Genomic DNA, 20,673 nt, shown 5'->3' with positions numbered 1-20,673 from the left:
AGAAAAACAGGTTGCAAATTCTCCGACAATTACCTCCTTTCCTTTAGTGGCTTTCACAGATAAGCCTTAATTTGAAGGCTCAATTCCCTGTGATATGTATATAATTTTTGATACCGAGACCACCGGTTTGCCCCGGGATTACAATGCCCCCATGTCCGATGTGGACAATTGGCCACGTCTCGTTCAGATTGCCTGGCAGCTACACGACGTCCGTGGCAAGCTCCTTTCCAACCATAATTACATCATTCGGCCAGAGGGCTTTACCATTCCCTACAATGCAGAGAAAGTCCACGGCATCTCTACCAAACGTGCTTTGGCGGAAGGTCATGATTTAAAAGAAATCCTACAAGTCTTCCGTGAAGATGTGATTCAAGCCAAGTACCTCGTTGGTCACAACATCGGCTTTGACATCAATGTGGTCGGTTCAGAGTATCTCCGTTCAGCCTTAGTAATGCCTTTAGCAGAGAAAAAGGAATTGGACACCAAAGATATTTCCACCGAATTCTGTGCACTTCCCGGCGGAAAAGGCGGAAAATTCAAGTGGCCCACTTTGACTGAACTTCATCAGAAATTGTTCGGTGGAGGTTTTGGTGATGCCCACGATGCCGCTTACGATGTGGACGCAACTGCCCGATGTTTCTTTGGCTTGATCACCCAAGGTATTCAACAGCCGGAAGCAGGAATCACCATTGCAGAAGTTATTTATGAAGCCCCAAGCTTGGCAGAAGCTAACTTTGTCCAAGCCAAAGATGCCCAAAAAGCCAGTGCAAAAGACGTTCTAAAGCAGGCTGGAAAAGCTGACATTTCAGATTTGGCAAATGTGCCATTTACGCATTTGCACGTTCATAGTCAGTATTCTGTTTTACAGGCAACCTCTGAAATCCCTTCTTTAGTCGCCAAGGCAAAAGCCTTCGGTATGACAGCTATAGCCATGACTGACCATGGTAATATGATGGGTACTTTCAACTTCGTGAAGGAGGCAATGGCAAAAGAGCTTAAGCCAATTCTAGGCTGCGAATTTAATCTAAATCGTGACCGTAAAAATAAATCCAACAAGGACGACGGCTATCAGACTGTCTTGCTGGCTAAAAATAAAGCTGGGTATCACAACCTGGCAAAACTAGCCTCCTACGCCAATACTGAGGGTTTTTATTACGTGCCTCGAATCGACAAAGACCTTTTGGTTCAGTACAAAGGCGATTTGATTGCTACCACAGGAGGACTTTGGGGAGAGATTCCCTATCTGATTCTGAACGTCGGAGAAACTCAGGCGGAGGAGGCTTTTGTCTGGTGGAAGGAGCAGTTTGGAGATGATTTTTATGTAGAGCTCAATCGGCACGGAATTCCTGAAGAGGAAAAAGTCAATGAGGTGCTTTTGGATTTTGCCCTGAAATATGATGTAAAGTATTTCGCTGCCAACAATACCTACTACAATGAAAAGCCAGATGCCAAAGCACATGATATTTTGCTTTGCGTGAAAGATGGCGAGTTGGTAGAAAAGCCTAAAAAGTATATTGGGAAGCGTGGTCGGGAATTCCGCTACGGTTTTCCAAACGATGAATTCTACATCAAAAGTCCTGAAGAGATGAAAAAGCTCTTTTCGGACTTACCTGAAGCCATCATTTGTACGCAGGAAATTGTTGACAAAATAGAGGCGTACAAACTTGCGAGAGAGGTTTTACTTCCAAAATTTGACATCCCTGAAGAATTTAAGCATCCAGAGGATGAAGTGGATGGAGGAAAGCGTGGAGAAAATGCTTACCTGCGTCATTTAACCTATGAAGGTGCCAAGAAGCGCTACAAGGAATTAACCCCAGAAATACAGGATCGCCTGGACTTTGAGCTTGCGACCGTTGAAAAAACCGGCTACCCAGGTTACTTCTTGATCGTGCAAGACTTCATCGTCGAAGCCCGAAAAATGGGAGTTTCTGTGGGGCCTGGCCGTGGTTCTGCCGCAGGATCTGCAGTGGCCTATTGCACTGGCATCACCAACATCGATCCAATTGAGTACAACCTGCTTTTTGAGAGATTCCTAAATCCTGACCGGGTATCCATGCCCGATATTGACATTGACTTTGACGATGAAGGACGCCAGTCAGTGATTGATTATGTGATCAAAAAATACGGATCAAATCAAGTCGCACAAATTATCACTTACGGTACTATGGCGGCCAAGTCGGCGATCCGGGATACTGCAAGGGTATTGAATCTTCCTCTGGCAGAAGCCGGTAGATTAGCCAATCTGGTTCCTGATATTAAATTGAAAGTACTTTTTGCTTTGCAAGGAAATCGGGCAGCAATTTCTGAAAAACTGAATGGCCAAGGTGAAATGATTGCCAAGGCAGATGAATTGATTCGGATCTCCAAAGGCCAGGATGAGTCCGCCAAAACCATCAATCAAGCCACAATGCTGGAAGGTTCGGTGCGGAATCTTGGCATCCACGCTTGCGGTGTAATCATCACTCCAAGCGACATCACCAACTTCGTCCCTGTCGCTTTAGCAAAGGACTCAGACATGGTTTGTACCCAGTTTGACAACTCGGTGGTGGAATCAGCAGGCTTGCTGAAAATGGACTTTTTGGGCCTGAAAACCTTGACCTTGATCAAGGATGCGATCAAAATCGTCAAGGAACGACACGGCATTCAGCTTAACGCAGATGAATTTGATATCGAGGATGCTAAAACCTATGAGCTTTTCCAACGTGGTGAAACGGTCGGCATTTTTCAATATGAATCTGCCGGAATGCAGAAATACATGCGCGAATTGAAGCCGACTGTTTTTGCGGATTTAATCGCCATGAACGCTTTGTATCGCCCAGGACCTTTGGCTTACATTCCGTCTTTTATCAAAAGAAAACATGGAACCGAGCCGATCACTTATGATCTGGATGACATGAAGGAGTACTTGGAAGAGACCTACGGAATCACGGTCTACCAAGAACAGGTGATGCTTTTATCTCAGAAGTTAGCAGGATTCACTAAAGGTGAGGCTGACGTTTTGCGTAAGGCAATGGGTAAAAAGCAGAAGGATGTCTTGGATAAAATGAAGCCAAAATTCGTCGAACAGGCTTCAGCTAAAGGCCACGATGCTAAAAAACTTGAAAAGATCTGGACTGACTGGGAGGCTTTTGCATCCTACGCATTTAACAAATCCCACTCGACCTGCTACGCTTGGATAGCCTATCAGACTGCATATTTGAAGGCGCATTACCCGGCAGAATACATGGCTTCGGTGCTGAGCAACAACATGAATGACATCACCCAAGTGTCATTTTTCATGGAGGAATGTAAGCGAATGGGCATCAAAGTCGCCGGGCCGGATGTCAACGAATCCAAGGGCGGATTTACAGTGAACAAAGCCGGTGAAGTACGCTTTGGGATGGCTGCCATCAAAGGTGCAGGTTCGGCAGCGGTAGAAGAAATCATCATCGAACGAGAGAAAAATGGCCCTTACAAAAACATTTTTGACTTTGCTAAGCGAGTCAATTCCAGAGCCCTTAACAAAAAAACGATGGAGGCACTTGCCATGGCAGGAGCGTTTGATGGCTTCAAAGAACATCATAGAAGACAATATCTCGAGGCACCTCCAGGAGATATAACCCTTATCGAAAAGGCAACCAAATACGCTCAAAAGATTCAGCAAGAAGAAGACAGTGCGCAAGTGAGTCTCTTTGGAGGAGGAGGGGGAAGTATGGAAGTTCCTGTGCCGACGATCGCTCCGATGGAGCCATTTTCGCAGATCCAACAGCTAAATATCGAAAAAGAGGTGGTGGGACTTTTCATCTCCGGTCACCCGCTTGATCAGTATCGACTCGAGATCGAATCCTTCACCAATACTCCTCTGACTGCATTGGCTGATTTGGAAAGCCTGAGAGGGAAAAGTGAACTTAAGCTCGCTGGATCTGTCAGTAGTTTCGCCCATCGGACGACTAAAACCGGGAAGCCTTTCGGGACTTTAACCATGGAAGACTACCACGGCTCATTTACTTTCTTCCTTTTCGGAGATGATTACGTGAAATTCAAAGAGTACTTCATGACAGGTTGGTTCTTATTCTTGACAGGAAAAGTAGAACAACGAAAGTGGGGAAATGAAAATGAGGTGGAGTTTAAAATTAACAGCATGATGCTCCTGAGTGAAGTTCGTGGAAAAATGGTGAAGGGGATCCGAGTCAATATCGATCTGGATGACCTGACTTTGGACTTGATGGAAAAACTGGAAGCCATTACGACCAAGTACAAGGGCGATGCGAAACTCTACATTGATGTGGTCGACAAAAAGGAAAACATTGCATTGGAGCTTTTCTCCAAAAAATTCACCATCGATCCGAGTTCAGAAATGATTCAGGAACTTAAGACAATACCAGAGGTAGTTTATAAAGTTGTCTAGATAAAAAGAGGAAGCAAATTGCTTCCTTTTTTATTACCTAAGAAATAATTACATTGATATGACATTGATTGTTAAATCCTTTACAATTGAGACCAATTACTTTAGTATTTTTCCTTTTTGTGGCATTGCTTTCAGCCTGTTCTGACCCAGGAGAACCTACTCCAATAATTGAAGTGGATCAACGGATTATTTTTCTTGAACAGGTGTTAAACGGCCAGTTGTCCACTCCAGAAGGAAAACTCAAGAGCGAGTCATTCTATTATGGCCCAAACACCCTCCAATATCGCACAGATTTTTATTACGATTCCCAAGGACGGGAACTCTTGCGAGTTGGGATCCAAGATGAGGATACCACAGCAGTATATCTTAACGAATATCTGGAAGATGGGAAATTAGATCAGACAGGTATGTATTCATTGGGTCCGGCTGGGTTTGTCTTCACGCATTATTTCAAAAGGTTCTATGAAAATAATGGTCAAACGATCAACGTGTTGATTGGGAGAGACGGTAATTTTTCTCAACACGAACAGTTTAAGCTTGATGAGCGGGGAAGGAAAATTTCCTATCGTAGAGGTACTGAAACTGCCTATGACCTTCATGAATACTTTTATGCAAATGACCAGTCAACTCAAATCATTGAGGAACACTATCTCCAAAGTGGAATGACGGAGCCATTTTATCGCTATCGCTATGATTATGATGAACAGGATCTCCTTTTTGCAAAATCCCTACAGCTTCTAGGTCCTGAATACAGGCCAGCATTTGAATACAACTATGATGAAAAAGGTAATCTTATTGAGGAAATCACTAACGACCTCTATTTTGGCACTTTACCTACGGAAAGAAAAACATTTGAATATTATTGATCTCATTTTGATTTCTTCAATCTCCCATAGACATAATTTCTAATCCTATCGGAACTTAATAGCCTCGATTCCGCTTTTGCTGATATATTTGAAAACAGAAATTATAAATCCAATAATAAAATGGGAAAAGCAATAGAAATCACCGACGCCAACTTTGAAGAAATAATCGCAGGCGACCAACCTATTTTGGTTGACTTTTGGGCGGAATGGTGCGGACCATGTAAAATGATCGGTCCTGTGGTAGAACAATTGGCGGCAGAATATGACGGCAAAGCGGTCATTGGCAAAGTGGATGTAGACTCCAATCCCTCTGTGGCGCAAGCCTTCGGAATCCGTTCAATCCCAACCCTCCTTTTCTTCAAGGGCGGACAAATCGTCGACAAGCAAGTCGGAGCAGTACCAAAAGCCGTCCTAGCTCAAAAGCTTGACGCACAACTTTAAATCTTAATTACATTTAGATTCGAAAGCCGTAAAGAACTCTTTGCGGCTTTTTTTATTTCAAAGTAAATTTTACGATAACCGGATTTTCAGATTTCCCAAAATTTGGCTCAAGACCATATGATGCATAATCTGCATTTGTTAAGTAACAATAAACTTCGTTTTCATTTAAATAAAACGGTCTTTTGAAGATAACTTTGTCATCAGATGAATTATAAAGTGTTTTTTTTGATTTATCATAAATCATGGAGTTTTCCAACTCACCTTCATCCCATGAAATAAAGAACAAATACTTAGAGTTTTCTATAAAATTTCCATTATGATAATGGGGCAACTCTTTCATCATCTGATCAAACATTTCGTTGAATGGTTTTACCTTGGTTTCTTTGGGAATACCCTTATCACTAAAATCAATGAAATACTTTGGTTTAAATCCATCAGCAGTAACTGTATAAATTGTATCATTCATTGATTTTGAAAAAAGAACTTCTTTATTTAAGTTGTAAAAATCTCCGGCAGTAACCATTTGGTCTGTTTTCGAAAAGTCATAAACAAAACTTTTTTTCTGACCTGTTGGCAAATGAAAAATCAAACCATGATAATCCATTTCATTTCCAAAAAAATTCCCATCTAAATGGACCGCAAGATTTTCAGAATCAAGAAACTTGATTGATTTTGCTTTAAAATCAATCCTTTCTTCCTCAATAAAATGTCCGTCAACTAAACTGTAGTAAAGAAGCTTGGATTGATTATTATCCAACACACACAGGATGTCTTGATCGGGAATAATTGAAAAGTCAAAAGGAAGAATAAACTTTCCAGGACCTTCTCCAGCTTCGCCAATTTTAAATTGGCAATTGCCCACGCTGTCAAACTTTAAAATTGATTTTGTTTTCGATTTATCTGAAATTATGAATGAAGAGTTATTGAATTCAACTTTGGTTATATCGCCTACAATACAATCCTCGCAAAACTCAAGTGGAATATAACTTGTGTCTGAAAATATTCCGGGCACTATATTTATTTTTTTCTGAACATCAATTATTTCAATAGAACTTTCGCTCTCAACTTTTTTTTGACAGGACCAAATTGAAATAAAAAAAACATACACAAGAAACGACCTCAACATGCTTTTTAGTTATTTTAAAATTAAACAGGCTCAGATTATCTGAGCCTGAAACCGAATTCTAGTCTCCAATTTCTGGATCCTTTTTTGGATGAGAAACACAACAGATAGCCATCGTAGTTTGGTCGCAAACAAGCTCCCATCTTCCATTTGGTCCCCCTCTACTTTGATTCCCTGTGGATTCGTGGCCTTCGTTACAAGCTGCAACCGTAGAAGGTACAGATGAGAACATCGCGAAACCCAAGAACAATGCGGTTAATACTAGTTTTGACTTTAGCATAGATAAATTGTTTTTGGTTAATAAAAAAGACTCCCTATAAAGGTTGTTCCAAGAAAGGAAGAAAGAAATAAACAAGTATTTGGGTAACTTATTTAAAAAAAATCATAAGATTAAAAATCTTAATTGTCACCTAGCTATTAAATCGCTTATACCAAACTGGAGCCGCGATGGGAAGTTTTTGATCATCAATGCCGCTGGACTTCTGGAAAAAATAGACCTAAAAGGAAAGCAATTAGGTAAAATCAATCTCGATGGCATTAACACAGTGAACAATGACCATGGATTAACCTTCGACGGAAAGTTCTTGGTCTTCAGCAAAAATGATGAAGCTGCTGCACCCGGCAATAATTCCCGAGTCTATGTGACCAATGCAGAAGGCAGCAATCTAAGACTGGTGACACCTGATTTCCCCAGTTATTGGCATGGAATAAGCCCAGACAATAAGTATCTCGTATACACTGCTCAGCGAAACGGCGAGTGGGACATTTATCGAATTCCAACTGCTAGCGGAACTGAGGAGAAAATTACAGATGCGAAAGGTTTGGACGATGGGCCGGAATATAACTACGACGGTAATTGGATCTACTTCAATTCGCACCGAACTGGAAAAATGCACCTTTATCGCATCAATACCAGCTTTAATTATGTTTAATTGAAGCGATTCAGATCTAAATTTTACCTTTGTGCCACCTATGGCAGAACACCTGATTTCTCTTGATCAATTTTTGAGTTTGCGCAAGCAAATCCCAATAATTGATGCCCGAAGTGAAAGTGAATTTATTCAAAGCCATATCCCCGGAGCGGTCAATCTCCCGATTTTAACGAACAGCGAGCGGGTAATTGTCGGTACACTGTATAAGGATAAAGGATCTGAAGCTGCGACTCTGAAAGGGTTTGAGTTGGTTGGGCCGAGATTTCATCAAATTCAAAAAGAAGCCATCCGACTATTCCCTAATCGAAAAATCATTGTCTATTGCTGGAGAGGCGGGATGCGAAGCCAAATTTTATCTTGGCTTCTTGAGATGATGGGTTTTGAAATTTATCGACTAAAAGGAGGCTACAAAACCTATCGAACGTTCACTTTTGAAGAAGTCAGGAAAGACCGAAAATTGATTGTGCTGGGGGGAAAAACCGGTTCTGCAAAAACCGTCTTGCTTCAAAAGCTCAAAGAAAAAGGCGAGCAAATTCTCGATCTGGAGAGAATTGCTAATCACAAGGGTTCATCTTTTGGAGCAATTGGGCTGCCTCCACAGCCTACCGTAGAGCAGTTTGAAAATCTATTAGCAGAAAATCTTCTCGTTCTCGATCCATCTATTCCAACTTGGGTGGAAAATGAAAGTCGGAAAATTGGACGGCTCATCCTTCCTGATCGACTGTATGAACAAATGAGTAAAGCACCACTTATCGATGTGCAGAAAACAGCAAAAGAGCGAATTGCGCATATCGCCGAGGAATATGGCGATCTACCGGAAGACGAGCTAATTGCAGCTGTTAAACGTATTCAAAAACGACTTGGAGGACTACGGACACAACAAGCTATAGAAGCCATCCAAGAGAAAAGGAAAGCGGATTGGATTGCCAATCTTTTGATCTATTATGACAAGACTTACGAGTTTGACTTGACACATCATGAAGAAGAAAAAACCACAATCCTTGATCTCTCTGGGAAATCACTGGAAGAACAGGTGTTACTTTTACTGAAAATCAAAAATAAAATCGAGCCTGCCTGAGGCAGACAGGCATGACTAGTACGTCACACACTGGGATGATTATTACTACAAGCGAGATTCCACCTGCCTGCCGGCAGGCAGGTGTGGCCTTTAAAAAACAAATTATAATCACATGAAATACCCATGTCGAGCGGCCGACACACAGGAGCATGATTATCTAGGGTATTCCATATGGCCATTGAAAAAAAAATTATAATCATATGAAAATGATGGAAAATAAACCAACTAGGCTAACTGAATGGAGTGAAGGATCTGGTTGCGGTTGCAAAATTGCGCCAGCTATCTTGGATCAAATTCTAAGTTCAAGCGGTTCATTTTTCCAATCTGACCCAAATCTTTTGGTTGGAAATTCGCATAAAGATGATGCAGCAGTATATCAGGTTTCGGATGATTTGGCGGTGATCAATACTGTTGATTTTTTTACACCTATTGTGGATGATCCGTTTGATTTTGGGAGAATTGCTGCGGCTAATGCCATTTCGGATGTGTATGCCATGGGAGGCAAGCCGATTTTTGCCAATGCAATCTTAAGCTGGCCTGTGGAAAAGATCGTGCCTGAACTAGCCGCAAAAGTATTAGAAGGTGCAAAAAGTATCTGTAAGCAAGCTGGAATTGAATTGGCAGGAGGACATTCGATTGCTGCCAAAGACCCGATTTTTGGTCTTTCCGTCAATGGAATAATTCATCCCAGAAAAATCAAAACCAATCAAGGCTCCAAACAAGGAGATTTGCTTTTTCTGACCAAACCACTTGGAATCGGAGTTTTGGCTACAGCTTTGAAAAGAGAAAAAATACAGGAAAAGGATTATCTCAATTTACTTGATACTGCTTGCAAGCTGAATTCCATCGGAGCTGTACTCGGAAATCATGAAGAAGTTCATGCAATGACAGATGTTACAGGATTTGGGCTCTTGGGCCATTTGATTGAAATGGCTGAAGGCGCCGGACTTTCTGCGGAAATAGAAATCAGTAAACTTCCCTTGATCGAAGGAATTCAGGAGTATATCAATCAATTTATTTTCCCTGATAACACCTACCGGAACTGGAATGCCTATAATACCAAAACAAAAGGTGTGGTCGGAATGGACTTGGTCAAGCTTTGTGATCCGCAGACTAGCGGGGGGCTTTTGATTTCAGTAGCACCGGAAAACCTCGGGTGGTTTGAAGAAACGATGATGCACGAAAATCAGCCATTTTGGGAAATCGGGAAGTTTGTGGTAAAAGGAGAGCATGTGGTGGAAGTTTTGCAGTAACTTCTCCTTGAGATCGATTAAACCCAAATACCATGAAAACGCTATTCCTGCTTTCATTTATTTTCCTAGCTAATTCATTCAAAGGTTTGGCACAGGTTCCTGAAAACATTACTTCTGAACTTATAGTACTGAATGTAAAGACAGCCGAAGAGCGAACTATTTTGAAGGAGCAGCGCCATTTTGAAGCTCCAAATTGGTCAAGAGACGGCGATTTTCTATTGATTAACACCGCAGGGTATTTAGAAAAAGTTGATCTGAATGGCCAAAAATTAGGTCAGTTTTACTCTGAACTAATCACTCGAGCCAATAACGATCATGGGATTAGCTTTGATGGCAAATTGTTGATTATCAGTAAAAGTGAGCCAGGTAAAAGCTCTCAGATCTACACCATGCCAATGGATGGAACATCACCCCCACAATTGATCACGGAAAAATACCCGAGCTACTGGCACGGAATCAGTCCTGACGGAAAAATGCTTGCCTACTGCGCACAACGAGACGGAGAATGGGATGTCTATGTGATTCCTACTCAAGGTGGAGAGGAAATACGTCTGACAAATACAGCGGGACTGGACGATGGACCGGAGTATTCTTACGATGGACAATGGATTTATTTCAATTCGCACCGCTCGGGAAGGATGCAAGCCTATCGGATGAAAACTGATGGCAGTCAACAGGAGCAACTTACCTTTGATGAATTGGACAACTGGTTTCCTCATCCCTCCCCAGATAATAAAACTGCAGTAATAATCTCATACTTGGAGGACCAAAAAGGCGCCCATCCCTTTGGCAAAGATGTAAAACTCCGATTACTGAATGTGGAGACCAAAGAAATCAAGGATTTAACATCGGTCTTCTATGGCGGGCAAGGCACTATCAATGTACACAGCTGGTCTCCTGATGGGGATTGGATTGCCTATGTGCGGTATCACAAAAATTAGGATTAATCCTTAATCATGCTCAATTAGTGGAGATACCCCGCCTGAAACCATAAACTTCATCACATCAGAGCTTGTCACTCCAGTTAAAGGTTTTACTTTTTCACGCTTTGCCAAAAATACGTTACCGGATACGTTATAGCTATGTGGAAAATAGACTGCAACCAGTTCTGGATGACTGATAATAGTCAAATCTTCCTGAGTAATAAAACCCAAACGGCACAACGAATCACTAATTTCAACGATCACAGGAGCGCTAAATTTCTTTTTGTCCCCGACAAATGCACCCATCAAGTCCTTAATGCTGGTATACAGCAAATTGACCAAGGGAATCTTAAAAACTCCTCGCTCGAACCAATCAAAAAATGGTTTGGCGAAGAATAAGCTGGCAAAATATCCTACGAAGGTAATCAAGGCCAAAACCATCAAAATCCCTATTCCTGGAATGGGCACGGGGATCAGGTTATCCAAAAAAATGAAAATTGCATAGACTACATAGACCGTCACAGCAAGTGGCGTGAGAAATAGTAATCCTCTAAAAAAATAGGAAATAATTCTTCGGGAGGTGAATGTCATAAGTTGGTTGATTTTGGGTATAGAGATCAAAAAAAATGCCTGATCCTAGGGATTAGACATTTAATGAAATAAAGGTATTACGTACTCAGTCCAGCAATTTAATTTTTACACTTCGATAGTAAATTACACTTTGCGGATCGTGAGCTTGCAAAGCAATAGTTCCTCGATCGAATTTCTTTTCTCCGGCATTAGCTGGCCTGTTTGTATCTTCAGATTCGGTGTATTCCATGACCACTTGATCATTTATTTTCACTGTGGCGTGGTCACCCTTTACAATGATGTGATAAGTGTACCATTCCCCATCGTGGACATAGACTTCACGGACGTCATTGAAAGAATATAGACTTCCGGACTTTCTCCAGTCGCTGTGAGATTGATTTACCTGAATTTCATAGCCTTTGTTGGGCCAGCCCGTCTCTTGATATGCTGTGTGAATAAAAATCCCTGAATTGGCTTTAGGCATTGTTTTCACTTCAACCTTCAATTCAAAGTCTTTGAAATCATGATTTCCAACTGGACCGGCATAAAAAGCATGTGCTCTGGGTCCATCAATTTTTATGGAATTATCCACAATAGCAAAGGAGGATGGATTTTCTGAGATTTTCCAGCCATCAAAGTTTTTGCCGTTGAAAAGTTCAATCCATTCACCCGACTGGGAAAATGCTGCAAATGATAACGAAAATAAGGCAAGTGAGAACAGAAGCTTCTTCATGGTTTTTGGGTCCTAGGTTTTTGATCTTCTAAGATAAAAACTCTAAGAGGAAACCTAGTCACCATTAAAAAGAAAAGGCCCTGAAAAACTTATTTCAGAGCCTTTAATTAGAAAAAGATTTTGTTTAGATATCAATTCCCATAAAGGACATAAAAGCCAAGCCCATTAGACCTGTCAGAAGCATCGTGATGCCCAATCCCTTTAATCCATTTGGAACATGGGAATACTTCAATTTCTCACGAATTGCGGCAAGGGCTACAATTGCCAAAAAGAAACCAGTTCCAGAACCAAAACCATAGACTGCTGATTCAGCAAATGTATAGTCTCTTTGTGCCATAAATAAAGAACCTCCAAGAATAGCACAGTTCACAGCGATCAGGGGAAGGAATATACCCAATTGACCATACAAGGCTGGCGCAAACTTTTCCACAATCATCTCAACCAACTGAACCATGGCTGCAATGATCGCAATGAACATGATGAATCTAAGGAAGGTAAGATCTATAGTGGCTAGTGAGGCATTAACCCAGGTCAATGCACCTTCTTTGAGCACAAATTCATTCAAAAGCCAATTGACCGGTACCGTCACAGTCAAAACAAAGATTACTGCTGCACCAAGTCCAAGTGCTGTACTTACTTTTTTGGAAACTGCTAAGAAAGAGCACATTCCAAGGAAGTAAGCGAAAACCATATTGTCGATAAAGATCGACCGAATAGCTAAGCTAAATAATTCCATTTTTTAAATATTTTTAGTGTTCAACATAACCTGTTTTGGTACGCTGTACCCAAATGATCAACCCGAGAATGATGAATGCTCCCACAGGAGAAACCATCAGGCCATTGGTAGCAAGCTTAAAGTCTGGACCGAAAATGCTTGACACATATTCAAAAACCGGAATTCCAAATACTGCTCCTGAGCCCCACAGTTCTCTAAAGAATGCCACAGCCAAAATGATCCATGAATACCCCAATGCGGAACCAAAACCGTCCAAAATAGCATCATATGGCTTATTTCCCAATGCGAATGCCTCCAATCGACCCATTACAATACAATTGGTAATAATCAATCCGACGAATACTGAAAGTTCTTTATACATGTCGTATGCAAAAGCTTTCAGTACTTCAGAAACCAAAGTAACCAGGGTAGCTACAACAGCCAGTTGAACGATAATTCGAACTCGGGTCGGAATCGTATTTCGCAACAGCGAGATGGCCAAATTAGCCATTACAATTACGAAAATTACCGAAATTGCCATTACTAAGGTAGGCTTCATTTGGGTGGTCACCGCCAGCGCTGAGCAAATCCCCAGAACCTGTATGGTGATCGGGTTTTCGTCGACCAATGGGTCAGATATAAGTTTTTTACGACGTTTGGAAAATAAAGCCTCTGAAGGCTTTTTTTCAATCGCTTTTTCTAATGTTTCAGCACTCATTTTTTATTAATTAGGTGAGTTGAATTTTTATTAAAGACCGGCTACAGCGGTACTAGAAGACTTTTGCTTGATGAATGCCTCGTAGTGGCTCAAATATGACTTCAACATATTATTCACCCCATTTGCAGTAATAGTGGCTCCCGACATCCCGTCTACCTTATGAGAATCGCTTGAGTAGTCTTTACCCTCCCCTTTCATCATTTGCACAGCGACCAGTTCTCCAGAATCGTCAAATACTTTTTTGTCCACGTATCGCTCCTGTACTCCACCTTCGGTTATTCTGGCACCAAGACCCGGGGTTTCGCCAGCATGAGCCAAGGTGATTCCCTTCACTGTGTTCATATCTGTATCCAAAGCAATAAAGCCCCAGATTGCATCCCAAAGACCTGCTCCGTAAAGCGGAAAAATGTAGGATTGAACATCATCACTTCCACCATCTCCAAGAAAAATGAAAACTGGAAATAATCTTTTATCAGCAGGTTTCTTGTAATTTTTTGCAATATCTACTGTCTCAGCAGTAACCGATATACCTGCGTCTTCGGAAACTTCTTTACCATTGATATCCACTACGACTGAAGAGATTCTCTTGGCATAGTATTCATTGATCTGCTCCGGATTCATCGCATCGATTTCTTCTGCAGAAATCACTGCACCTAGGATCTGCTTTTTCTTATCCAAAGCGATCGCTTCCTTTTGCAAAGGACCGAGAACTTGTGAAGTTCCGGATAGAAGAAGTCCAAGTACTACGGTCAAAATGACCGAGAACGTAATAATGTAAGCGTTAGACTGTTGCACGTTGTAACCTCCTTGTTTTATTGGCTTTTACTACATAATAATCAATCAGGGGAGCAAACACATTCATAAACAGAACGGCAAGCATGATTCCCTCTGGATAAGCTGGATTTGTCACTCGAATGATAACGGTAAATACACCAATCAAAAGACCATAGATCCATTTCCCAGTTTCAGTTTGAGAAGCTGAGACAGGATCTGTTGCCATGAATACAATACCAAACGCTAGACCTCCCATTACCCAGTGATATTGAGGTGGCATAGCCATATATTCGTTCACAGCAAGTACGTTCAATAAAAATCCCATCAGGTAAGCACCTGCAAACCCGGAAACGATAATCTTCCAGCTAGCAACACCAGTGCCGATTAAGATGGCCGCACCTAATAAGGCCATGAGGGTAGAGGTCTCTCCTATTGATCCAGGTATCCAACCCATAAATAAGTTAGAAAAGCTAAATACATCAGCCCCTAGGACGGTATTGTGTTCGGCCAAGGCATCAACTACCGGAACACCATCTACACCTGCATTATACGCTACTGCAAGTGCTGTTGCTCCAGAGAATCCATCCACTGCTGTTTTCTCCCCTAGGTAGGTCCATACTTGATCACCTGAGATCTGCGCAGGATAAGCGAAATACAAAAAAGCTCTCGCAGTCATTGCCACGTTCAGGATATTCATTCCTGTGCCACCAAAAACTTCTTTTGCAATCACCACAGCAAAAACTGTTGCTAATGCTACTTGCCAAAGCGGTGTGGAAGCCGGAACCACCAAAGGAATCAACATCCCCGTTACTAGGAAACCTTCGTTGATTGGGTGCTTACGTATAACGGCAAAAGTTGCTTCGACCAAGCCTCCTGCGGCATAAGCAACGATTACAATTGGAAGTACAAGCGTAAGACCAATGATTGCTTTATCACCAAAATTATCCCACAGGCCGGCTGTTTCCCCTGTTGCCAACAAACTCTGATGTCCAGTATTGTAAATACCGAACAGCAAACATGGGATCATGGCAATCACCACGGTGATCATCATACGCTTCAGGTCAATGGCGTCTTTTACTTGGGCACCTTTAATACCTGTGGTATGATTGGGGGAAAAGAGAAAGGTCTCTCCCGCCTCAAATGCATAATATAAACTTTCAAGCTTTCCTCCTTTTTCAAAAAGGGGACGCTGCTTGTCCATCAAATCTCTTAGAAACTTCATATGGATTAACTGTATTGGATTAATTCTATACCTTTTCTTACCAACTCCTGCACCGGGTGCTTGGACACATCGACAAATTCGCAAAGTGCCAAATCCTCTTCTACAATCTCATAGATTCCCAATTCTTCCATTTCGTCATAATCTTCTGCCATGATGGCTTTCAACAAATAAACAGGAAGAATATCCATTGGAGTCACTGACTCAAACACACCAGTTTGCACAAATGCCCGCTCCTCTCCTCTTGCATTTGAATCAAGAACAAACTCCTTATTTGGAGTAAGGAAGGATAAAAGACCCAATGCACGGTGATAACTAAGTTTGGAAGCAGTCGGTTTGGCCCAGCCCAAAAACTCATAATAATCTCCCTCAGGGATGACTGTAATCTGATTGCTATAAAAACCAAGAAAGCCTTCCAGATTGATTTTTTCGCCAGTCAAAACGTTTCCGGAGATTACTCTCACGTGACCGGAGTTTAGATTTCCCTTTACAAAAGGAGAAACATTGGCACCGACATAGGTTTTCACATACGCTGCCTTTGTCAATTCAGAACCAGTGAGTGCAATCACTTTGGAGGCATCGTAAATTCCTTCCAAAACCGCTTTACCTATTTGAGCTACTCCCGTTGGATTGACTGTCCATACGATATCTCCTTTGTTGATTGGGTCAAGGTGATGGATCTGAACCCCTACGTTACCGGCTGGATGCGGTCCGGAGAATTGATTGACTTGAGCATTTTTTACTCCGGAGAATACACCCGCCGTTGGCTTGGAACCGTCAACATTGAGATGGACTTTCCCTGAGGTAAGTTTTGCCAATGCATCGATTCCTGCCTGAAAATACTTTTCCTCACCTTGCAAGGTAAATCCGTAATCAGGAGCAAGCGGATGCGTATCAAAAGCCGAAATGAAAATCGCTTTTGGGGTGTCGGTTGGGTTGGCCACAATTCCAAAAGGCCGCTGCATGATATTTGGCCAAACTCCGGTGGAGGCTAGTTTTGCAGCTAGGGAATCTCGACTTTGATCTAAATCAATTTTTCCAAAATTTTCATGAGCGACTGTTTTGTCAGCCAAAATTTTGATTTCGAGAAGCTTCCGCTTATCTCCTCTTTTGATCTCAACGATCTCACCGGATACAGGAGCTGCATAGATGACCTGATCCAAAGCTTTGTCGATCAGAATTGGAGTTCCGGCCTTCACCGTATCACCTTCATTGACAAGGACTTTTGGACGCTGAAGTCCTATGAAGTCTGTCGGCTTAATGGCGAAAGTCTGAGCTGAGGCAAAATTAGCGATCTCTTGCGAGGCCTTTCCTACCAGTCTGATGTCAAATCCTTTCTTAAGCTTCACTATTTTAGACATATCTGTTTTTGAACTATGAGCTATTGAAAAACGCCCCAAATCTAAAGAAAAACCATTTGAATTGGAGCTTTAATCATATTAAATGTTCGAACTTTTGATATAAGGGGCCATCGGTGGATATCAGGCATGAAGTAAGTTTTCTTCTAAGGACTCCAAGTAGGATTTTACCTGTTCCATTAACCACATGGGTGTAGAGGTAGCTCCACAGATACCTACCCTATCCTCTTGATGAAACCACTCAGGGTCTAAGTCTGTTTCGCTTTCGATAAAATAACTTCTTGGATTTTCACTGAGGCAGATCTGATAAAGTGCCTTTCCGTTAGAGCTTTTCTTTCCCGAAACGAAAAGAATCACATCATTTTCTTGGGAAAACTTCTTCAGCTGTGGCTCTCGATTGGACACCTGTCTACAGATAGAATCATTGGCATTGAAGTCCAATTCGGTAAGATCACCTTTGGCAGTTTTGATTCGATCCTCAATTTTCTGAGAAAGCTCATAAAAGCCCTTCGTGCTTTTTGTTGTTTGGCTAAAAAGTGTGACTGGACGACTGTAATCTATCTTATCGAGATCAGCATCTTCCATCACCACCACTGCTTTTTCCAGGGTTTGACCCGTCAAGCCGATCACTTCTGCATGACCTTTTTTACCATAGATGACGATTTGGCCATTTTCCCGCTCCATTTTATCAAAAGCATTTTTCACACGATGCTGAAGCTTGAGTACAACGGGACAAGAAGCATCTATAAGTTCGATATTATTTTCAATCGCTGTTCTGTAAGTTTCTGGAGGTTCTCCATGTGCTCTGATCAAAACTTTGCAATTGGTCAATTCCTGAAGCTGATCTCGATCGATGACCACGAGACCCTTTTCTCTCAGGCGGCTGACCTCCATGTCGTTGTGAACAATGTCGCCTAAGCAATACAGCTGATCACTGTTCTCCATCTCATCTTCGGCCATTTTGATGGCAAATTCAACTCCGAAACAATAGCCTGAATTTTTATCTATGGTTACCTGCATAATCTTTTTCGTTATCGATTACTCCTTTTGCCAACTGCACAATCTGTGCTACCTGCTCTTCAAAAGTCAGATTACTTGTGTCAATTTCAACTGCATCCGGGACTTTGATCAAAGGACTTTCTTTCCTTGTCGAATCAATTCGATCCCGTTCGGCAAGATTTTTAATTATGTCTTCCAATTCCACAAGGTCACCTTTTTCATAAAGTTCCTGCTGTCTTCTAACCGCCCTAGTTTCTAAATCGGCTGTCATGAAGACTTTCAATTCAGCATCTGGAAAAACAACCGAACCAATATCCCGTCCATCCATTACCACACCTTTTTTTCTCCCTAAACGCTTTTGCTGCGCAACCAGTTCTTTGCGGATTTCTTTGACGGTAGCTATTTCACTTACCTTTTCGGATACACCCATAGATCGGATTTCATCCTCTACGTTAAGACCATTGAGGTAAGTTTCTTGCTTGCCTGAATCGGGGTTAATTTGAAAAGTAATTTCCAATGTTCTTAACCCCTTTTCTACATCATGGGGATTGGAAATGGAAAGAAAATTATTCAAAAAATGCAATGTAGCCGCACGATACATCGCTCCTGAATCAATATAAGTAAAGCCTAAATCTTTAGCCACTGCCTTTGCGGTAGAGCTCTTCCCGCATCCCGAATATCCATCTATAGCAACGACAATTTTACCCATCAAAAAAAACCTGTCTTGGTTTACTGATTAACTTTGCGCAAATATAGGTGTTTTAATCTTAACCGTTTCCCCAATCTGTGAATGCGAATCGCACCGGTCAAATGGAAGTTCATGGATTTTTATTCCAATCAACTATGAAAATCAAAGGAAATCTTGTTGACATCCTAAATCGAAAAATTAACACTGCAGAAATTGAAATATCCGAGGGGAAAATTCTTGAAATCAAGAAAATACAACCCGAAGCCAATCTACCTTTTCTAATGCCTGGATTCATTGATGCACATGTCCATGTGGAATCTTCCATGCTAGTCCCATCTGAGTTTGCGCGATTGGCGGTGGTCCATGGCACTGTTGCAACTATCTCTGATCCCCATGAAATTGCCAATGTATGCGGAATGGAAGGGGTAGAATATATGATCGAAAATGGGAACCAAGTTCCTTTCAAGTTCTACTTTGGTGCGCCCTCTTGTGTGCCGGCCACACCATTTGAAACAGCTGGGGGAGAAATCAATGCTGGGGAAATCGAGAAACTGATGGCAAGGCCGGAGATTCACTACTTGGCTGAAATGATGAACTGGCCGGGAACAGTAAACGGTGATCCACTGGTGATGGAAAAAATCAGGATTTCACAGAAATATGGCAAACCAATCGATGGTCATGCGCCAGGGTTGAAAGGTGAACTTGCAGCAAAATATGTTAATGCTGGTCCAAGTACAGATCACGAATGCTTCACAGCTGAGGAAGCTCGGGGCAAACTTGAACTTGGAATGAAAATCGCCATCCGCGAAGGATCTGCTGCCAAAAATTTTGAAGCACTGATTGATTTGATTGATGAGTTTCCGGATATGATTATGTTTTGTTCGGATGACAAGCATCCCGACAATCTTGCTTTCAGCCACATCAATGAACTAGCAGCGAGAGCAATAGCGAAAGGGAAAGACTTATTTGATGTTCTCAAAGCTGCTTGCATCACTCCCATTTCACACTATTCCTTGAATGTTGGACAACTTCGAGCCGGGGATCCGGCAGATTTTATCCTGGTTAAGGATCTAATTAGTTTTGAGGTGCTTTCTACATGTATTGATGGAAAAATGGTGGCTGAAAATGGTAAAACGCTTATTAACAGCATCGAAAACACCCTCCTCAACAATTTCAATACCTCACTCAAAAGACGTGAAGATTTCCAAGTTCTGGCTAAAAGTACCAAAGTTAGAATAATTGAAGCCTTGGATGGACAATTGATCACTCCTGAAATTCAAGGAGAAATTAAGATTCTAAATGGTTTTGCCGAATCCAATCTTGAGCGTGATATCCTTAAAATCGCGGTAGTCAATCGCTATCAAGATTCAACTCCCGCAGTAGCATTTATAAAAAACTTCGGGTTGAAATCCGGTGCTATCGCTTCATCAGTAGGCCACGATTCACACAATATTATTGCAGTGGGAGTAGATGCTGATTCCATCTGCAAAGCTGTTAATCTGATTATTGAAGCCAAAGGTGGAATATCAGCGGTCTCCGAAAGTAGAGAGGAAATCCTCCCCCTCCCCGTGGCAGGAATTATGTCACCAAACGATGGCTATCAAGTAGCCAAGGCCTATACAAAAATCGACCGATTGGCGAAAGAAATGGGATCAAATCTCAACTCGCCATTTATGACCCTCAGCTTTATGGCATTGCTGGTCATTCCTGATTTGAAGCTCAGCGATAAAGGATTGTTTGATGGACAGACATTTCAATTCACTGAAGTTTTTATTTAGCTAAAAGTTAGGCAACCTCTACTTTTTCCAAAAAGGGTATAAAAAAATATGGATATACGCAATTCTGCCAGTAGCCAAATTCTATTTAGTTTCACCTCGACTTCGCTCGGTGTCCGTT

Annotated in this window: 19 protein-coding genes; 8 read left to right on the top strand and 11 right to left on the bottom strand. The window is 41.7% G+C overall.

All coding sequences use genetic code 11. The features are described from left to right. The first annotated feature begins 94 nt into the window (after positions 1–94). The 3 genes from dnaE (at position 95) to trxA (ending at position 5,694) form a co-directional block, all read left to right on the top strand. Positions 95–4,387, top strand: coding sequence for a DNA polymerase III subunit alpha (gene dnaE / locus ACK4HU_RS18265; RefSeq protein WP_409809162.1), 4,293 nt, complete (start codon positions 95–97; stop codon positions 4,385–4,387). A gap of 86 nt (positions 4,388–4,473) precedes the next feature. Beyond that, entirely contained in the window at positions 4,474–5,253 is a 780-nt protein-coding gene (locus tag ACK4HU_RS18260; RefSeq protein ID WP_409809161.1) for a hypothetical protein, read from the top strand. Positions 5,254–5,373: 120 nt separating this feature from the next. Beyond that, positions 5,374–5,694: a thioredoxin gene (gene trxA, locus ACK4HU_RS18255; protein WP_103923992.1), complete on the top strand. Its 321-nt coding sequence runs from the start codon at positions 5,374–5,376 to the stop codon at positions 5,692–5,694. A gap of 52 nt (positions 5,695–5,746) precedes the next feature. Here the strand turns inward: trxA and ACK4HU_RS18250 are convergent, their stop codons facing one another. After that, positions 5,747–6,820, bottom strand: a complete 1,074-nt coding sequence (locus ACK4HU_RS18250) for a 6-bladed beta-propeller (protein ID WP_409809160.1) — start codon at positions 6,818–6,820, stop codon at positions 5,747–5,749. A 58-nt stretch (positions 6,821–6,878) separates the two neighbouring features. Further along, a complete protein-coding gene (locus ACK4HU_RS18245) occupies positions 6,879–7,097 on the bottom strand; it encodes a hypothetical protein (protein WP_409809159.1) in 219 nt (72 codons plus the stop codon). A 178-nt stretch (positions 7,098–7,275) separates the two neighbouring features. Between ACK4HU_RS18245 and ACK4HU_RS18240 the strand changes: the two genes are divergently transcribed. The 4 genes from ACK4HU_RS18240 (at position 7,276) to ACK4HU_RS18225 (ending at position 11,021) form a co-directional block, all read left to right on the top strand. Next, positions 7,276–7,749, top strand: a complete 474-nt coding sequence (locus tag ACK4HU_RS18240; RefSeq protein WP_409809158.1) for a TolB family protein — start codon at positions 7,276–7,278, stop codon at positions 7,747–7,749. Between the two features lie 40 nt (positions 7,750–7,789). Then, on the top strand, positions 7,790–8,827 hold the full coding sequence (mnmH, locus tag ACK4HU_RS18235; RefSeq protein ID WP_409809157.1) for a tRNA 2-selenouridine(34) synthase MnmH: 1,038 nt from the start codon (positions 7,790–7,792) through the stop codon (positions 8,825–8,827). Between the two features lie 206 nt (positions 8,828–9,033). After that, complete coding sequence (gene selD, locus ACK4HU_RS18230; protein ID WP_409809156.1) at positions 9,034–10,080, top strand: selenide, water dikinase SelD; 1,047 nt, start codon at positions 9,034–9,036, stop codon at positions 10,078–10,080. A gap of 32 nt (positions 10,081–10,112) precedes the next feature. Next, positions 10,113–11,021 carry a TolB family protein gene (locus tag ACK4HU_RS18225; protein ID WP_409809155.1) on the top strand — a complete coding sequence of 303 codons (909 nt, stop codon included), beginning with the start codon at positions 10,113–10,115 and terminating at the stop codon, positions 11,019–11,021. 9 nt (positions 11,022–11,030) lie between these two features. Here ACK4HU_RS18225 and ACK4HU_RS18220 read toward each other — a convergent pair whose 3' ends face one another. The 9 genes from ACK4HU_RS18220 to cmk all read right to left on the bottom strand — a co-directional run bounded on the left by ACK4HU_RS18220 (position 11,031) and on the right by cmk (position 18,798). Then, the gene (locus ACK4HU_RS18220) at positions 11,031–11,594 is read right to left on the bottom strand and encodes a DUF502 domain-containing protein (RefSeq protein WP_409809154.1); all 564 of its coding nucleotides are present in this window, start codon (positions 11,592–11,594) and stop codon (positions 11,031–11,033) included. A gap of 85 nt (positions 11,595–11,679) precedes the next feature. Continuing rightward, the gene (locus tag ACK4HU_RS18215) at positions 11,680–12,306 is read right to left on the bottom strand and encodes a DUF1080 domain-containing protein (RefSeq protein ID WP_409809153.1); all 627 of its coding nucleotides are present in this window, start codon (positions 12,304–12,306) and stop codon (positions 11,680–11,682) included. A gap of 124 nt (positions 12,307–12,430) precedes the next feature. Continuing rightward, a complete protein-coding gene (gene nqrE, locus ACK4HU_RS18210; protein ID WP_409809152.1) occupies positions 12,431–13,042 on the bottom strand; it encodes an NADH:ubiquinone reductase (Na(+)-transporting) subunit E in 612 nt (203 codons plus the stop codon). 13 nt (positions 13,043–13,055) lie between these two features. After that, positions 13,056–13,739 (bottom strand): NADH:ubiquinone reductase (Na(+)-transporting) subunit D, encoded by a 684-nt coding sequence (locus ACK4HU_RS18205; protein WP_409809151.1) that lies wholly within the window; start codon positions 13,737–13,739, stop codon positions 13,056–13,058. A gap of 30 nt (positions 13,740–13,769) precedes the next feature. After that, positions 13,770–14,534: an NADH:ubiquinone reductase (Na(+)-transporting) subunit C gene (gene nqrC / locus ACK4HU_RS18200; protein ID WP_409809150.1), complete on the bottom strand. Its 765-nt coding sequence runs from the start codon at positions 14,532–14,534 to the stop codon at positions 13,770–13,772. Next, positions 14,521–15,735 (bottom strand): NADH:ubiquinone reductase (Na(+)-transporting) subunit B, encoded by a 1,215-nt coding sequence (locus ACK4HU_RS18195; protein WP_409809149.1) that lies wholly within the window; start codon positions 15,733–15,735, stop codon positions 14,521–14,523. Before ACK4HU_RS18195 ends, nqrC begins: the two co-directional genes overlap by 14 nt. Positions 15,736–15,740: 5 nt before the next feature. Next, a complete protein-coding gene (locus ACK4HU_RS18190; RefSeq protein WP_409809148.1) occupies positions 15,741–17,093 on the bottom strand; it encodes a Na(+)-translocating NADH-quinone reductase subunit A in 1,353 nt (450 codons plus the stop codon). A 120-nt stretch (positions 17,094–17,213) separates the two neighbouring features. Further along, the gene (locus ACK4HU_RS18185) at positions 17,214–18,110 is read right to left on the bottom strand and encodes a 4-hydroxy-3-methylbut-2-enyl diphosphate reductase (protein WP_409809147.1); all 897 of its coding nucleotides are present in this window, start codon (positions 18,108–18,110) and stop codon (positions 17,214–17,216) included. Then, positions 18,091–18,798: a (d)CMP kinase gene (gene cmk, locus ACK4HU_RS18180; RefSeq protein ID WP_409809146.1), complete on the bottom strand. Its 708-nt coding sequence runs from the start codon at positions 18,796–18,798 to the stop codon at positions 18,091–18,093. Before cmk ends, ACK4HU_RS18185 begins: the two co-directional genes overlap by 20 nt. A gap of 134 nt (positions 18,799–18,932) precedes the next feature. Between cmk and ade the strand changes: the two genes are divergently transcribed. Next, positions 18,933–20,555 (top strand): adenine deaminase, encoded by a 1,623-nt coding sequence (gene ade / locus ACK4HU_RS18175; protein ID WP_409809145.1) that lies wholly within the window; start codon positions 18,933–18,935, stop codon positions 20,553–20,555. Positions 20,556–20,673: the final 118 nt, after the last annotated feature.

It is taken from the genome of Algoriphagus sp., assembly GCF_046296635.1.
Classification (GTDB): domain Bacteria; phylum Bacteroidota; class Bacteroidia; order Cytophagales; family Cyclobacteriaceae; genus Algoriphagus.
The sequence above is the reverse complement of the archived record's forward strand: the minus strand, read 5'-3'. Positions and strand labels throughout refer to the sequence as shown.

Excerpts from the sequence above, each read along its gene's own strand:
- ACK4HU_RS18220 (WP_409809154.1), bottom strand. The coding sequence starts at position 11,594 with ATGACATTCACCTCCCGAAGAATTATTTCCTATTTTTTTAGAGGATTA.
- trxA (WP_103923992.1), top strand. The coding sequence starts at position 5,374 with ATGGGAAAAGCAATAGAAATCACCGACGCCAACTTTGAAGAAATAATC.
- ACK4HU_RS18215 (WP_409809153.1), bottom strand. The coding sequence starts at position 12,306 with ATGAAGAAGCTTCTGTTCTCACTTGCCTTATTTTCGTTATCATTTGCA.
- cmk (WP_409809146.1), bottom strand. The coding sequence starts at position 18,798 with ATGGGTAAAATTGTCGTTGCTATAGATGGATATTCGGGATGCGGGAAG.
- ade (WP_409809145.1), top strand. The coding sequence starts at position 18,933 with ATGAAAATCAAAGGAAATCTTGTTGACATCCTAAATCGAAAAATTAAC.
- ACK4HU_RS18185 (WP_409809147.1), bottom strand. The coding sequence starts at position 18,110 with ATGCAGGTAACCATAGATAAAAATTCAGGCTATTGTTTCGGAGTTGAA.
- dnaE (WP_409809162.1), top strand. The coding sequence starts at position 95 with ATGTATATAATTTTTGATACCGAGACCACCGGTTTGCCCCGGGATTAC.
- ACK4HU_RS18250 (WP_409809160.1), bottom strand. The coding sequence starts at position 6,820 with ATGTTGAGGTCGTTTCTTGTGTATGTTTTTTTTATTTCAATTTGGTCC.
- ACK4HU_RS18205 (WP_409809151.1), bottom strand. The coding sequence starts at position 13,739 with ATGAGTGCTGAAACATTAGAAAAAGCGATTGAAAAAAAGCCTTCAGAG.
- selD (WP_409809156.1), top strand. The coding sequence starts at position 9,034 with ATGATGGAAAATAAACCAACTAGGCTAACTGAATGGAGTGAAGGATCT.
- ACK4HU_RS18245 (WP_409809159.1), bottom strand. The coding sequence starts at position 7,097 with ATGCTAAAGTCAAAACTAGTATTAACCGCATTGTTCTTGGGTTTCGCG.
- nqrE (WP_409809152.1), bottom strand. The coding sequence starts at position 13,042 with ATGGAATTATTTAGCTTAGCTATTCGGTCGATCTTTATCGACAATATG.
- mnmH (WP_409809157.1), top strand. The coding sequence starts at position 7,790 with ATGGCAGAACACCTGATTTCTCTTGATCAATTTTTGAGTTTGCGCAAG.
- ACK4HU_RS18190 (WP_409809148.1), bottom strand. The coding sequence starts at position 17,093 with ATGTCTAAAATAGTGAAGCTTAAGAAAGGATTTGACATCAGACTGGTA.
- ACK4HU_RS18225 (WP_409809155.1), top strand. The coding sequence starts at position 10,113 with ATGAAAACGCTATTCCTGCTTTCATTTATTTTCCTAGCTAATTCATTC.
- ACK4HU_RS18195 (WP_409809149.1), bottom strand. The coding sequence starts at position 15,735 with ATGAAGTTTCTAAGAGATTTGATGGACAAGCAGCGTCCCCTTTTTGAA.